This is a genomic window from Acinetobacter sp. 1294243, from assembly GCF_000588015.1.
Classification (GTDB): Bacteria; Pseudomonadota; Gammaproteobacteria; order Pseudomonadales; family Moraxellaceae; genus Acinetobacter; species Acinetobacter pittii.
The window spans coordinates 269,995-284,352 of the sequence record NZ_JFXG01000001.1; the positions used below are offsets into that span (position 1 = coordinate 269,995).

The 14,358-nt window shown below is 39.9% G+C and carries 12 protein-coding genes; 5 read left to right on the forward strand and 7 right to left on the reverse strand.

Features of this window, described 5'->3' with window-relative positions; genetic code table 11:
- Window positions 1-12: 12 nt before the first annotated feature.
- Both J655_RS06170 and J655_RS06175 read left to right on the forward strand, forming a co-directional pair.
- Window positions 13-1,284, forward strand: a complete 1,272-nt coding sequence (locus J655_RS06170) for a sigma-54 interaction domain-containing protein (protein ID WP_032052152.1) — start codon at window positions 13-15, stop codon at window positions 1,282-1,284.
- 69 nt (window positions 1,285-1,353) lie between these two features.
- Entirely contained in the window at window positions 1,354-2,265 is a 912-nt protein-coding gene (locus J655_RS06175; protein WP_032052153.1) for a bestrophin family protein, read from the forward strand.
- Between the two features lie 47 nt (window positions 2,266-2,312).
- Here J655_RS06175 and J655_RS06180 read toward each other — a convergent pair whose 3' ends face one another.
- Genes J655_RS06180 through J655_RS06205 form a run of 6 tightly spaced genes read right to left on the reverse strand, consistent with a single transcriptional unit; the run spans window position 2,313 to window position 9,159 of the window.
- Window positions 2,313-3,371, reverse strand: a complete 1,059-nt coding sequence (locus J655_RS06180; RefSeq protein WP_032052154.1) for a 2,3-butanediol dehydrogenase — start codon at window positions 3,369-3,371, stop codon at window positions 2,313-2,315.
- A gap of 29 nt (window positions 3,372-3,400) precedes the next feature.
- The gene (locus J655_RS06185) at window positions 3,401-4,186 is read right to left on the reverse strand and encodes an acetoin reductase (protein ID WP_032052155.1); all 786 of its coding nucleotides are present in this window, start codon (window positions 4,184-4,186) and stop codon (window positions 3,401-3,403) included.
- A 26-nt stretch (window positions 4,187-4,212) separates the two neighbouring features.
- Window positions 4,213-5,616 (reverse strand): dihydrolipoyl dehydrogenase, encoded by a 1,404-nt coding sequence (gene lpdA, locus J655_RS06190; RefSeq protein WP_032052156.1) that lies wholly within the window; start codon window positions 5,614-5,616, stop codon window positions 4,213-4,215.
- Between the two features lie 10 nt (window positions 5,617-5,626).
- Window positions 5,627-7,162 (reverse strand): 2-oxo acid dehydrogenase subunit E2, encoded by a 1,536-nt coding sequence (locus tag J655_RS06195; protein ID WP_032052157.1) that lies wholly within the window; start codon window positions 7,160-7,162, stop codon window positions 5,627-5,629.
- 1 nt (window position 7,163) lies between these two features.
- Complete coding sequence (locus tag J655_RS06200; RefSeq protein WP_004792520.1) at window positions 7,164-8,183, reverse strand: alpha-ketoacid dehydrogenase subunit beta; 1,020 nt, start codon at window positions 8,181-8,183, stop codon at window positions 7,164-7,166.
- Between the two features lie 13 nt (window positions 8,184-8,196).
- Window positions 8,197-9,159: a thiamine pyrophosphate-dependent dehydrogenase E1 component subunit alpha gene (locus tag J655_RS06205; protein ID WP_001177517.1), complete on the reverse strand. Its 963-nt coding sequence runs from the start codon at window positions 9,157-9,159 to the stop codon at window positions 8,197-8,199.
- 362 nt (window positions 9,160-9,521) lie between these two features.
- On the opposite strand from J655_RS06205, the gene lipA reads away from it, so the two are divergent.
- Both lipA and J655_RS06215 read left to right on the forward strand, forming a co-directional pair.
- Window positions 9,522-10,508: a lipoyl synthase gene (gene lipA, locus J655_RS06210; protein WP_002113898.1), complete on the forward strand. Its 987-nt coding sequence runs from the start codon at window positions 9,522-9,524 to the stop codon at window positions 10,506-10,508.
- A 156-nt stretch (window positions 10,509-10,664) separates the two neighbouring features.
- Window positions 10,665-11,804, forward strand: a complete 1,140-nt coding sequence (locus tag J655_RS06215) for a hypothetical protein (protein WP_032052158.1) — start codon at window positions 10,665-10,667, stop codon at window positions 11,802-11,804.
- A gap of 48 nt (window positions 11,805-11,852) precedes the next feature.
- Here J655_RS06215 and J655_RS06220 read toward each other — a convergent pair whose 3' ends face one another.
- Window positions 11,853-12,605: a TenA family transcriptional regulator gene (locus J655_RS06220; RefSeq protein WP_002113940.1), complete on the reverse strand. Its 753-nt coding sequence runs from the start codon at window positions 12,603-12,605 to the stop codon at window positions 11,853-11,855.
- Window positions 12,606-12,925: 320 nt separating this feature from the next.
- Here J655_RS06220 and J655_RS06225 point away from each other — a divergent pair, with 320 nt between their 5' ends.
- A complete protein-coding gene (locus tag J655_RS06225; RefSeq protein WP_032006145.1) occupies window positions 12,926-14,155 on the forward strand; it encodes a GGDEF domain-containing protein in 1,230 nt (409 codons plus the stop codon).
- Window positions 14,156-14,358 lie beyond the last annotated feature (203 nt).

Genomic DNA, 14,358 nt, shown 5'->3' on the forward strand with positions numbered 1-14,358 from the left:
GAAACAAAGATAATGGCAAAGTTAAATTTTGAGTTAGAACAGGATTTTTATATTTTATTTGAGCAATTAAAAGCTTTATTCCCAAATGCGAGTCTGTTTTTAGCAGACACAACGACTCAAGCAATTCACTATAAATTTAATACAGATAACATTTCTGTTGAGAGCATGGCAGCGCTTACTCAAGACCATCATAATCAGTATCTCGAAGTTAATACTCCTAAAATGAGAAAGCGATTCATCTATCAAGAACATGATATTTACATCGCAGAGCATCGCATTATCGGGAAATTGCATATTCTACAGCCCGTTAGCATAGAGAATGATATTGCTGATCAAGGAGAGCTAACAGAACAATTGCAAGACTTGGCTAAAGTTTTCAATAGTTGTTCACCAGAAATGACTCGTATGTTTTCAATTATTCAAAGAGTGGCAATTACTGAGTTTCCAGTGCTCGTCCGCGGCGAATCTGGTAGTGGTAAAGAACTTGTGGCAAAAGCAATTCATGATTATAGCCAACGTAAAAATAAGATTTTTGTTGCGATTAACTGTGCAGCTCTTAATGCCAATATTCTAGAGAGTGAACTTTTTGGACATGTGAAAGGTGCTTTTACGGGAGCAATTCGTGACCATAAAGGCGTTTTTGAACGTGCCGCAGGTGGAACACTGTTTCTAGATGAAATTGCCGAGATTCCTTTAGAGCTTCAAGCTAAATTATTACGGGTGTTAGAAACAGGTGAATTTACTCCTGTAGGTGGTGAAAAACCAATTCAAGCCAATGTCCGTATTATCACTGCAACGCATAAGGCGCTACGGGAGGAAGCTAAAGCTGGTCGTTTCCGTCACGATCTACTCTACCGTTTACGTGTAATTCCAATTTTTATACCACCACTCAGAGAGCGTAAAGTCGATATTCCTCTCATTGTCGATCAGATTTTAAAAGAAAGCTCCACTCAACTCTACACAATGCCTCGCCATGTTAATCAAAAAGCCATGCAAATTTTATTGAACTATGACTGGCCAGGAAATGTTCGTGAGCTTAAAAACACCCTTCTTTATGCGTTAACCATGGCAAATGGTAAGGTTGAAATTGAAGTCGAAGACTTACCCAATGAGCTCTTAAATGCAGAGGATTACGTTAAATTACCTGAGACAAATACAGAGCTTAGTCCAGAAAATGTGCAAGCTGCTTTAGAAAAATATGACCATAACTTGAATATGGTTGCTAATATTTTTGGTATTAGCCGCACTACTCTTTGGCGATATAGACAAAAGCATAAGCTTTAGCTAGGTATTTAGCCCATCTAAGGCGTATCATATTGCACTTGGTTGGGTTCGTTAGTTCAAAGGCTTTATATGATTGTCCGTGATAAAAGCAATGTATTTAAATTATTATTTGCTTGGAAAGGAACAATTTTACCGAAGGTCTTGCCAGCACTGAGTTTTGTTGTCTTTATTTCAGCATGTGTGGTCTGGCTCTCTTATTATCATTGGATTCAAATTCCTACCGTACCCGCGATCGGATTTACAATCTTTGGTGTGATTCTCTCGATTTGTACGGGTTTTAGAAATAACGCGTGTTATGACCGATGGTGGGAAGGTCGCAAGCTCTGGGGTGCACTAATTGCCAATGCTAGACATATTGTTAGAGATAGCCATGTTTTATCTAATGAACAACGTGAACATTTAATTCATCAGGTCTTAATTTTTAGTAATTTATTGCGTGATCGTTTACGTCAACAAACAGTCGAACCCACAAAATTTCTTGAACATGCCTATTTAAATAATTCTTCACTTAATTATTTAAATGAGCATATTAATGCACCGCAGTTTGTACTCGAAAATATTCAAAAAGATTTAGTTAAAATACTAAAAGACGGCGAAATTAGTGACATTATCTATAGCACCTTAAATCGACATATTGTTGAGCTAGGCAATATTCAAGCAGGTTGTGACCGTATTGCTGGGACACCTTTGCCCTATTCATATTCAGTACTTTTACATCGCGCTGTTTACTGTTTCTGTTTCATCTTACCTTTTAGCCTTGAAGCAGCTTTAGGCATCTGGACACCACTTATTGTCGGCTTAATCGCTTATATGTTTTTAGGACTAGATGCATTAAGCGCTCAAATTGAAGAACCTTTCGGTTTGCAAGAAAATGATTTACCGCTCGACTCTATTGTGCGTTTGATTGAACGTGAGTCTCTAAGTTCTTTAGGACAGCCATTACCCCCTATTATTGAAGCTCAAAACAACAATTTACTTTAATAAAAAAGAGCGAATCATCGCTCTTTTTTATAGGCTTGAGTGTCTATTTATGGATGTACGATAATCTTAACGGCTGACTCATTGTTATGAATTAAGGTTTCAAAACCTTGTGAAATCAAATCATCAAGTTGAATACGCTGCGTAATAAAAGGTTCCAGATTTATTTTACCTTCTTCAACCAGTTTAATAGTTTCTTGATGGTCATTTACGTAGGCAATAGTGCCTCTTACATCAAGCTCTTTCATTACTACACTATGCACATTAATTGATGCTGGATGGCTCCAAACCGAAACAATAACAATCACACCTGTTGGTTTGACTGCCGCGACCAAAGTATCTAACACCTTGTTAACGCTACTACATTCAAACGCGACATCAACACCATCGCCATTAGTGATTTTCATGACCTCAGAAACAACATCAACTTCTGACGGGTCTAAAATATAATCTGCAACACCCGACTTTTTGGCTTTTTCTTTACGTTTTGCACTTAGCTCGGTAATGATGACCTTAAGCCCTTTCGCTTTTAAAATTGCCGAAAGTAATAAACCAATTGGACCTGCACCGCCAACCAGTGCAATATCACCAGCCTTTGCACCACTGCGCACATAGGCATGATGACCTACCGATAACGGTTCAATTAAGGCCGCCTGATCCAGTGGAATTTTATTGGAAATTGGATGCACCCAACGGCGTTTAACCGCAATTTTCTCCGATAAGCCACCGCCACGACCGCCTAAACCAATAAAGTTCATATTTTTGGAAAGATGATAATTATCGTCCGGCCCAGTCGGCACATCATCGGCCACAATATAAGGCTCTACGACGACATGTTGACCAATTTCAATATCATCAACACCTTCTCCTACGGCATAGACCACACCTGAAAATTCATGTCCCATGGTAATCGGTGCAGATTCACCTGAAATAGGATGCGGATGCCCACACGGTGGAATAAAAATTGGCCCTTCCATAAATTCGTGCAAATCTGTACCACAGATTCCACACCAAGCCACCTTGATACCTACAGTGCCGGGAGTGACTTCTGGTTCAGGGATATCTTCAATACGAATATCGCCTCTGTCATAAAAACGTGCTGCTTTCATTATTATCTCCCTCAAATCAGGATGTTGTTTTAGCGATAGACGATTCCGCCGTCTGTTAAAATGGATTGACCCGTAATATAGTCCGAATCTTCACTTGCCAGAAAAGCAACTAATGCGGCTACATCGTCTGGTGTTTGGGCTCTACCTAAAGCAATACCTTCCACATACTTTTTATAAGTTTCACCAATTGCGGCACCGGTAATTTCAGCAAAACGTTTATCGATTTCAACCCACATATCAGTTCCGACAATTCCGGGGCAATATCCATTTACCGTAATACCGTGACTGGCATATTCTTTTGCCGCAGCTTGGGTAAGTGCTCGTACCGCAAATTTGGTTGCCGAGTAAATACCGAGTAAAGCAAACCCATCGTGGCCTGCAATTGAGCAAGCATTAATGATTTTTCCTTTATGTTGACGTTGCTTAAATTTTGCAGCAGCAGCCTGTATTCCCCACAGCACGCCGCCAATATTAATATCAACAATTTTTTGGAATTCATCAGGTGTGATATCCGCAATCTCTTGTACTTGTGCAATTCCAGCGTTATTAATCATGACATCAAACCCACCAAGTGTCTGCTCAGCATGATTTATAGCGGCATACACTTGCTCGCGGTCACTTACATTAGCAATAAATGTGCTCGCATTTACACCTAAAGCTTGAATTTCCTGCTGCACATCGTTCAGTTGATCTTGTTTCATATCAACTAATGCAATATGTGCCCCTTCTTGCGCCAAGCGCAGGGCAATCCCACGGCCAATGCCTTGAGCTGCCCCAGTCACTAAAACGACTTTATTTTTTAATCCCTTAACCATGTTCAACTCCTGTAAATTTAGAATTTCTACATATGAATCGCTCGTTGCATTGAAGCCAAAATGGATTCATGCATGGCTTCTGATAATGTTGGATGTGGGAAAATCACTTGAGCTAAACTTTCATCAGTTGCTTCTAGATATTTCGCAATGGCAAATCCTTGGATATGTTCGGTCACTTCATGACCCACCATATGTGCACCAAGTAATTCACCCGTTTCTGCATGTACCACCGTTTTAACGAAACCTGACGCATCTCCAATTGCCAAAGCTTTACCATTTGCAGTTAAAGAAAACTTACCAATACGTATAGGTAGATTCTTAGCTTTTGCTGCATTTTCTGTTAAACCAATACTCGCCACTTGTGGATGTGTAAAAATACAACCGGGTATCTGGCTACGATCGAGTGAATGGACGTTTGCCACACCAGCGATTTTCTCGACACATATCATGGCTTCATGGCTTGCTTTATGGGCAAGACACGGTGCCCCAGCCACATCACCAATTGCATAAAGCCCCGCTACGTTGGTTTTACAATAGTCATCAATTGCCACAAAACCTTGTGGGTTGAGTTCTACACCTAAACGTTCTAGTCCTAGCCCCGTGGTATTCGGCTGTACACCAATTGCCGAAAGCACGCGGTCAAAAACAAACGTTTGAATATCATTTGCCGTTTCAACCACACAGTGAACTTGACCATTTTCAATTTGAATACTTTGAACCACAGCATCGGTTAAGACTTTCATTCCTTTTTGTTCAAACTGTTTTCTGACAAATTGAGCAACTTCCACATCTTCGGTTGGTAAAATCTGCTTGGCTAAATCAATAAGCGTGACCTGACACCCCAAGTCTTGATAAAGACTAGCAAACTCACTACCAATTGCACCTGAGCCTACAACCAGTAAACTTTTTGGTAATTGCTCTGGAACAAGCGCTTCTTTATAGCTCCAGACATATGTTCCATCTACGGGAAGCTGAGGAACATGTCGAGCCTTGGCACCCGTTGCCAAAATAATATGTGGCGCACTCAAAGCCTGACTGTTACCTTGAGCATCGGTCACTTCAAGTTTTTCTTTAGCCGTAAGTTGAGCACGGCCATTAAACACTGTTACTTGATTCTTTTTAAGTAAGTAATCGATGCCTTGTACCAGCTGTGCTGAAACTTGTCGGCTATGCTGCACAAGCTTTTGAATATCAAAATCGAGTTGGGATACCTGAAAACCAAACTGTCCGGCATGTTTAAACTGGGTTGCGAGCTCTGCCCCTGCAAGCAAAGCTTTGGTTGGAATACAGCCCCAATTTAGACAAATTCCGCCTAAATGTCGCTCTTCTACAATTGCGGTTTTTAACCCGAGCTGGGCTGCACGAATTGCAGCCACATACCCACCCGGTCCCGCGCCAATCACAATTAAATCAAATTGAGCTTCTGACATGCGGGTTCTCCTACACCAAAATTAAAGCAGGGTTTTCAACAAACTGCTTAAAGCTGGCCAAGAATTTCGCCCCAACTGCGCCATCAATGACTCGGTGATCGCATGACAACGTCGCTGTGACAATCTCACGAACCACTACATTGCCATTTTCAACAACAGCACGTGATTCAGAAGCACCTAATGCCATAATTGCACCTTGCGGTGGGTTGATAATGGCATCGAACTGTTTAATGCCTAACATTCCTAAATTTGAAATGCTAAAGCTGCCTCCCTGAAACTCATCAGGTTGTAACTTGCCAGTCTTGGCACGCGTTGCCAAATCACGCATGTCATCGGAAATTTGTGCTAAAGACTTCTGATTTGCTGCTTTTACAATGGGTGTAATTAAACCGTTTGGAATCGCTACGGCCACCGAAATATCCGCTTGAGAGAACTGTAAAATTGATTGAGTCGCCTCATCAAATTGAACATTCACCTCAGGCACTTTAATCAGAGCCGCAGCAGCAGCTTTAATTAGCATGTCATTAATAGAAAGTTTCACTTGTGGAACAGTCTCATTAATCTGCTTACGTAATTTTTGCAAAGCCTCTACGTTGAGATCGACCACCAAGCGGAAATGCGGTGCATTACGTTTTGCAGCCTGTAACCGTGAAGCAATCGCTTTACGCATCCCATTCATCGCCACAGTCGTAATTGTCGATTGTGGTTGAGCTGCACATTGCACAGGTTGTTCATTTACCGATGTTGGGTTATTACGATAGTAAACTGCCTCAACATCTTCTTTACAGACACGGCCACGAGTACCTGAAACACGGCAGTCATTTAGGTTAATGCCCCACTGCTTTGCTAAACGACGTGCTACAGGCGTCGCTAAAACTTGGCTATCATCGGCTGTAGATTTAACCACTTTAACTTGAGTTTGCTGCTTAATATCAGGCCATTGACCACCAGCAGCCTGTACAGCCTTCTGGATGTCTTGAACACTAATACGTCCTTCACGACCAGAACCCGTGATTTTTGCCAAGTTTACATTGTGCTTTTCTGCAAGCTTTAACGCATGTGGTGTTGCAAACAACTCATTAGATGTTTGATAGCCTTGTAATGGCTCTGGTACAGCGTAGTCACCTTTAGCAGTCTTTACTGGAACTGGAGCACTTGCAGCTACAGACTGTGGTTGTTCTGCTTTTTCAGCAACAGGTGCAGATGTTTCTGCTTTACTTTGCTCCGAAGGTGCTTCAGGGGCTTTAGCTGCTGAACCACCTAGTGATGCAATAAACTGCTCAATTTCTGCATCAGAAACTTGGCTTTCAGCACATACGGCAATAAGACCACCAACAGGTAAAGTATCACCATCTTTCGCTAAAATTTTACGGAGAGTTCCCGCAAAAGGCGCTTCTAATACATTGACGATTTTTGTGGTTTCAATTTCACAAATTTCATCGCCCTTATTAAAGCTATCACCCTCTTTAATCAACCATTGGGCGATCGTGCCTTCTTCCATGGATAATCCCCATTTTGGGATCTCCAGCGTTTTAATTTCGCTCATCCTAAGCCTCCAATGTTTTTCGCACAGCTTGCTCAATACGCTCTACACTTGGAATCCATTCTTTTTCTAAAACTGGAGAGAATGGAACAGGCGTATGTGGTGGCGTTACAAGTTCAACAGGTGCTTTCAAATAGTGAAAACCTTTCTGTGCAACTAGTGCAGCAACATCATGTCCAAAACCACAACGTGCAGCTGATTCATCCACAATAACCACACGTCCAGTCGACGCAACAGACTCTAAAATTCCTTCTTCATCCAGAGGTGAAATTGTACGAGGGTCTACCACTTCAACCGAAATACCATCTTTTGCTAGTTTATCCGCTACTTCATTGGCACGGTGTACCATCAAGCCTAAAGCAATAATGGTCACGTCTGTCCCTTCACGGGTGTAATTTGCTACACCAAAAGGAATGGTATAGGCATCATCTGGAACTTCACCTTTAATGTCATAAAGCATTTTATGCTCACAGAACACTACAGGGTCATCATCACGAATAGCCTGAATTAACAGTCCTTTCACATCATATGGGCTAGATGGAACCACAACTTTTAAGCCCGGAACCGCGGCAAATACGTTATATGGTGACTGAGAATGCTGAGCTGCCGCAGAAAAACCTGCGCCAATCATGCCACGTACAACCATTGGCGCTTTTGCTTTTCCGCCAAACATATAACGGAATTTAGCGGCTTGGTTATAAAGCATGTCATGACACACGCCATAGAAATCCATAAACATTAAATCAGCAACAGGACGTAAACCTGTTGCAGCCGCACCGGCGGCCATACCGATAATTGCAGACTCGGTAATTGGTGTATCAATCACACGTTCTGAACCAAACTCCGTCCATAAACCTTTGGTTACACCAAGTACCCCACCGAAGCCTTCAAGCTCGTTCTCTTCGGTATTTTTACCGCCGTGCCCACCACGAACATCTTCACCAACAACAAATACGGTTGGATCACGACGCATTTCTGATTCAATGGCTTCTTTAATTGCATTACGAAAACTTTTATTTGGCATCTTTACTATTCCTTTAGTAAGAGACATAGACGTCAGTAAGGAGTTGTTCTGGTTTTGGATAAGCCGCAGCACGAGCTTTAGCAACGGCATCATCAACATTTGCCTTAGAAGCTGCATCAATCTCGTCTAGTTTGGCTTCATCAATTTTGCCTTTGACTTTTTCGCGGAAAATTTTCAAAGGATCTTTGTTCTCTTTAATAAACTCGACTTCTTCTTTAGAACGAATCAAGCCAGGGTCACCTTCGAAGTGGCCATAAAAACGGTTTGTAATGGTTTCAATTACACTTGGACCTTCACCACGACGTGCACGTTCAATGGCAGTTTGAGCGGCTTCATAGACGGCAAAGAAATCGGTACCATCAACTTTAACTGCAGGTAAACCAAAACCTGCTGCACGACCAGCAATGTCCTTACTTCCTACAGCGTAATCATGCCCTGTTCCTTCACCAAAGCCGTTATTTTCGAAAACGAAAATGACTGGAAGTTTAAGTACAACAGCCATATTCATCGCTTCAAAAGTAAGGCCTTGGTTTGAGCCACCGTCACCTGTAAAAGACAGTCCGACCCCACCAGTCTTTAAGGTTTTCGCTGTCAACGCCGCACCAATTGCTAAAGGAGGTCCACCACCCACAATCCCGTTGGCACCGAGCATACCTTTATCTAAATCGGCAATATGCATAGAACCGCCTTTTCCACGGCATAGCCCGTCATCTTTACCGAAAATTTCCAGCATCATGGCGTGAATGTCACAACCTTTTGCAATACAGTGTCCATGTCCACGGTGTGTTGAAGTGATATAGTCTTTGTCGGTTAAATTTTCGCAAATCCCGACTGCTACAGCTTCTTCACCACTGTATAAGTGAATAAAGCCAGGAATATCACCATTGGTATTTTCTTCGTGAAGTCGATCCTCAAATTCACGAATATCGCGCATGCGTTTATATGCTGCGAGTAATTGCTCTTCCGTTAATTGCATATCCTTTTCCTTTATTATCTTGATTATTAAAAATCAACCAAGTTTCAGCGAGAGCTATATATTTCGCTATAAATAATAAAGCTCAATTTAATTTAATATGCTATTAGACTAAAAAGTTTTAAATGGTTTTTATGGATATTATTTTTTATTTTTCAAAAACTTGTACAGCAAAAATAAAATTAAAAAATTTTAATACATTTCATTAGCTTGTGAAACAAACCTTTAACCAACCTTTTTTAATTTATAATATTAGCTGTGTACTACGCTCATTAATAAACTCTATGTCCTTTATTTAAATTATAAGGATTTTTATTATATAGAGCCTAGTTAAATATTATTTAATATAAAATGGAATTTTATATATGGACTTAAAAAGGCAAATAGAAACTGGTATTAAATTAAGAGGAGCGGATAAAGTTGCTCGCATTCCGATTAAAATTTTACCTACAGAAGAGTTACCGACTAAACCTGACTGGATTAGAGCCAAAATAACCGATTTTGAAGAAATTAACCGCATAAAAAATTTGCTACGCCAACAGAAGTTACACAGTGTTTGCGAAGAAGCGGCGTGTCCAAATTTACCGGAATGTTTTGGTGGAGGTACGGCAACATTTATGATTATGGGCGATATTTGTACTCGTCGCTGCCCATTTTGTGATGTCGCTCATGGTCGTCCAAAACCGCTAGATGAAGATGAACCTAAGCATCTTGCAGAAACAGTCAAAAATCTAAATTTAAAGTATGTCGTGATTACCTCTGTAGACCGTGATGATCTGCATGATGGCGGCGCTGCACATTTTGTAAAGTGTATTGAAGAAATTAGGAAACGTTGTCCAGAAACATTGATTGAGATTTTAGTACCAGATTTTCGTGGTCGTTTAGAGACGGCGCTTTCGACTTTGAGCTTATCGCCTCCCGATGTGTTTAATCATAATATTGAGACCGTTCCTCGTTTATATAAAGCGATGCGCCCCGGTTCAGATTATCAACATTCACTAGAGTTACTTAAACGCTTTAAAGCATATTGTCCCGATATCAAAACCAAGTCTGGCCTGATGGTTGGATTAGGAGAAATAGAGGCTGAAGTGCTTGCCCTACTCAACGATTTAAAAGACTATCAAGTCGATCTTGTCACGATTGGTCAATATCTTCAGCCTTCAAAATCACATGCGCCTATTCATCGGTTTGTAAATTTACAAGAATTTGAACGATATACCCGACACGGTAAGCGATTAGGTTTTAAAAATATTTGGAGTGGACCTATGGTTCGTTCTAGCTATTTTGCTGATCGACAATATTTCGGAGAAGAAGTGCCAAAGCCTTTTAGCCGACAAGATGTCTTATCTTAATGATTAGGCAATTAACAAAACTTATCCAATAGGATAATGGTCAAGCCTTATGAAATTATTTAAGGTAAGGAGATAACTAGGAAATAGTCACAATAAGAAAGTTATAACTATTGAGCGGCTACGGATACGCCATTTCAATGATAAAGGAATTTCGATATGGATATGTCAGAACAATTATCATCGCCTTTAATAGATACTACCCCGTCCTTATTTCGGCCGGGATCCTCATCTCATTCTAAACAATTAGGGAAAAAACCATCACTTGACCTTGAGGCAGCGCCTTTGTTTGATCTGGGTGAGGAATGGGAACATTCATTATTTGGTCGTTCGATTCACGAGTGCCATCGCAACTTAATGCATATTGCCGAAGATGCCGATATGGCCATTGGTGTGACTGATCCTCATGGTACTCTACTTTGGACATGGAGTAGTCACCCTATGCGCTCATCGGCAGAGCAAGTACACTTTGTCGAAGGTGGCCAGTGGTCTACTCAGGCAGTAGGTCAAAATGCCATTGGTTTAGCATTAAATACACATTCTGCAAGCTGTGTTTACTCACATGAAAACCAAATGAATAGTGTCAGAGACTGGGTCTGTTATGCAGCACCGATTACCGATGCGAATACAGGTCAGTTTTATGGAATTATGAATTTATCGACCAAATATCAAAAACATAATTCACTTGGAGTTTTAGCAGTAGAGCGTTGTGCTGACATTGTTAAACAAGCAATTCAGCTTCATCAGAAAAATATCTTATATATTAAAGCCTTCGGCACTCCTAAAGTTCAATATAACCAACACAGCCTTACATTGACTCAACGTCAAATTGAGATTCTGTGCATTCTAACCCTTTGTCCCGAAGGGATTAATCTTGAAGAACTTCATTATGCTTTATATGGTGATCGGCCTGTAAGTACTACCACTTTAAAAGCAGAACTTTCTCAACTCAGAAACTTAATACCCGACGTTATCGAGTCACGACCATATAGACTTAACTGCGAAATTCAATGTGATTTTTTAATGGCCGAGCAAGCCTTAAACCTTGGCTTCACATCAACTACGCTTACACTCTATAGAGGAAGTTTCTTAGCTAAATCAGAAAGTCCTTTTTTATGCGCATGGAGAGATTGTTTTGATGCTCGTTTGAGCCATGTAATTTATCAAATTGAAGATATTGATCAATTATTACGCGTAGTCAGTCGTGTACCAGACCGTGTAGATGCTGTTGAACGTTTACTTGAATTATTACCCGAAGAAACACCTTATCGAACTAAACTCGTAAAGTTGCTCGAATAAAATAAAAGGGAGAATATCCATACGATATTCTCCCTTTTCAAGGCTAGATCAAGCAGAGGCTTGAAGCTGTACTCTATAGCAGTCGTCCAAAGCTAATTCATAATACCGCAGCCCTTCTTCTGCAGCATGAAATGCTTTTTGCTGCCAGTCAGGACGGTCATTACATAAGCGTTTAATCAACTCCATAGCTTCATATGGATGAAGATCATCGTAATGTGCATGCGCGCGCAACCAAGCTAAAGAACGTTTATCAATCGTGACTTCAGGATGATTAGTATAGGTATGAATACCTTTATACACCTGAATAGACCAATCTCCAGTTGCCCATTCAATCGCCAAATTTGTTGCAGCCAGACATTCTGCCAAATTGCCTCGATGACTCATATTCCATAGAAAATGGTTTACAGCATTCATAGCAGCGGGTGGTCGTACATGATCAAGTTCTTCAACTGTTAAGCCAAAACCTCCAGCCCAATCGCGATACCATTTTAAGTGTCGCTCTTCTACCTTAATATTTTGAATTAACCAATCTCGCGCTTCAGTAACTCCCGGTTCAGAAAACCCAGTCGCTTTCCCCAATGCTCCAGCCATATATGACGGGAAATGGGCGACTAATGGATAGAAATTAAGTAGAGCATAACGGAAACTATCTAGGCTCAATCCCCCATTGGCCATTTCCGTAAAAAACGGATGTTTACTCACCCGTTCTTTAGCTGGTAACAGGTCGTCCCAGAACCGTTGTGACCATCCATTATGCGGCGTAATTTCTAAATTCATTCCATATTGATTTAGAGCAGTCATTGCTAATTTTCCTATTTATATGACAGCAATCATCTGTATTTCACGCTATAAGTCTATCCGAAAATGATAAAGATACAATCGTTAATCGACCATTTGTAACTTTTTTCGATGAATTGGAGAACTTTAGATAATTATTAGGCTAATCATTGAAATGTCGTGATTTTTATCACATTTAACATAGATAAAAATCATTACTTTTTTAAAAAATCTGTATTATTATTTTGAATAAACCACACATTATATAATCAATATTTTTAGATGGAACTTTACTTAAAATAAGTCTCATTTTATGACAACTTCCAATATAGAGAGCATTAATTATGAAGTTGCAGGGTTCCAATATATTGGGACAGGAACAAATAGATTTATTAACCACACGAGGACTAAACTTTGTATGGTTTCCAAAGCAGCTTGAAACGATTTATCGTTTTCAATACCAAAACGGTGCTGCCTATGAGTTCCGCTATAGAGCGCCTATTATTTTAATATTATATATATTTTTAAGCTTTGGTATATATCAAGTTTTACCAAGTGAACAAGTTTTATCCTGGTTTAGCTATTATTCTTGGGTTGGTGTAATTGTTCTTATCGCTTGGATTTTATCATTTATTAAAAAATTAAATCAGTATTTTGATTATTATGTAGGAGTTGGCTCGGCTTTAGCGGTAGCAATTACTTTTATTTTAATTAACGTTATTGAGAATGGACAAGATAATGTTCTTTTTCATGCTGCGATGATGTATGCAATCGTTATTATTTATGGTGCTGTTGGTATGCGCTTCTATACAGCCATATTTGCTGGATGGATGGGAGGACTAGTTGGAATTTTAGTAAGTAACTACTTAAATGGTGTGATCGACTGGACGTTCTTAAACCGAACTTACACTTTTAGTAGTTTTTTGGGAATGACCCTCGCCTATGCAACGGACCGTCAACATCGAGAAAACTATTTACAAAACTGTATGATTGAGCTGAACCGCATTGAGCTCATGCAACAAGCGCAGCAGTTATCCTTACTTTCTCAGCAAGATGCACTTACTGGTTTAGCCAATCGACGTTATCTAGATGAAACCTTGGATAATGAATGGCGCCGTGCATTACGACATGAAACCCCACTCACTATTATGATGGTCGATATCGATTATTTTAAAACCTACAATGATACGCTAGGACATCTCAAAGGTGATGAATGTTTAAAAGAAATCGCTATTGCTATTTCTTCTATTGCTGCTCGTAGTGGAGATTTAGTTGCTCGTTATGGTGGTGAAGAGTTTTTACTACTATTTCCAATGACAAATTCTCAGCAAGCTTTGATACAAGTCGAACGTTTAATGAATGCGATTAATAAAATTGCGATTAAACACCCATGTAGTGATGTTTCACCACATGTCACTATTAGTGTAGGCGTTGCGACCACAATTCCACGTCTAAACGATTCTATTTCTGCTTTTGTTGCACGAGCAGATCATGCATTATATAAAGCAAAAACCAATGGACGTAATCAATATAAGATTGCTGTAAATGAAGAACAAATTGTAGATTTGACTTAAAATGGAAAATAACTATTGAGGATAACTTTTGGCTAGTGATTACATTATTTGCTTTTAATATTATTTTTTTGAATTAAAATAATGAAAGAATTCTCTATTTAGCTTTTCCATCCGTGGTAAAGCTAAAATGTAATCTAGATTTAATATGTACTAGATATTGTTGTTTAGTTCTTAATATTAAATTAAGAATGGTTTAGTTAAGA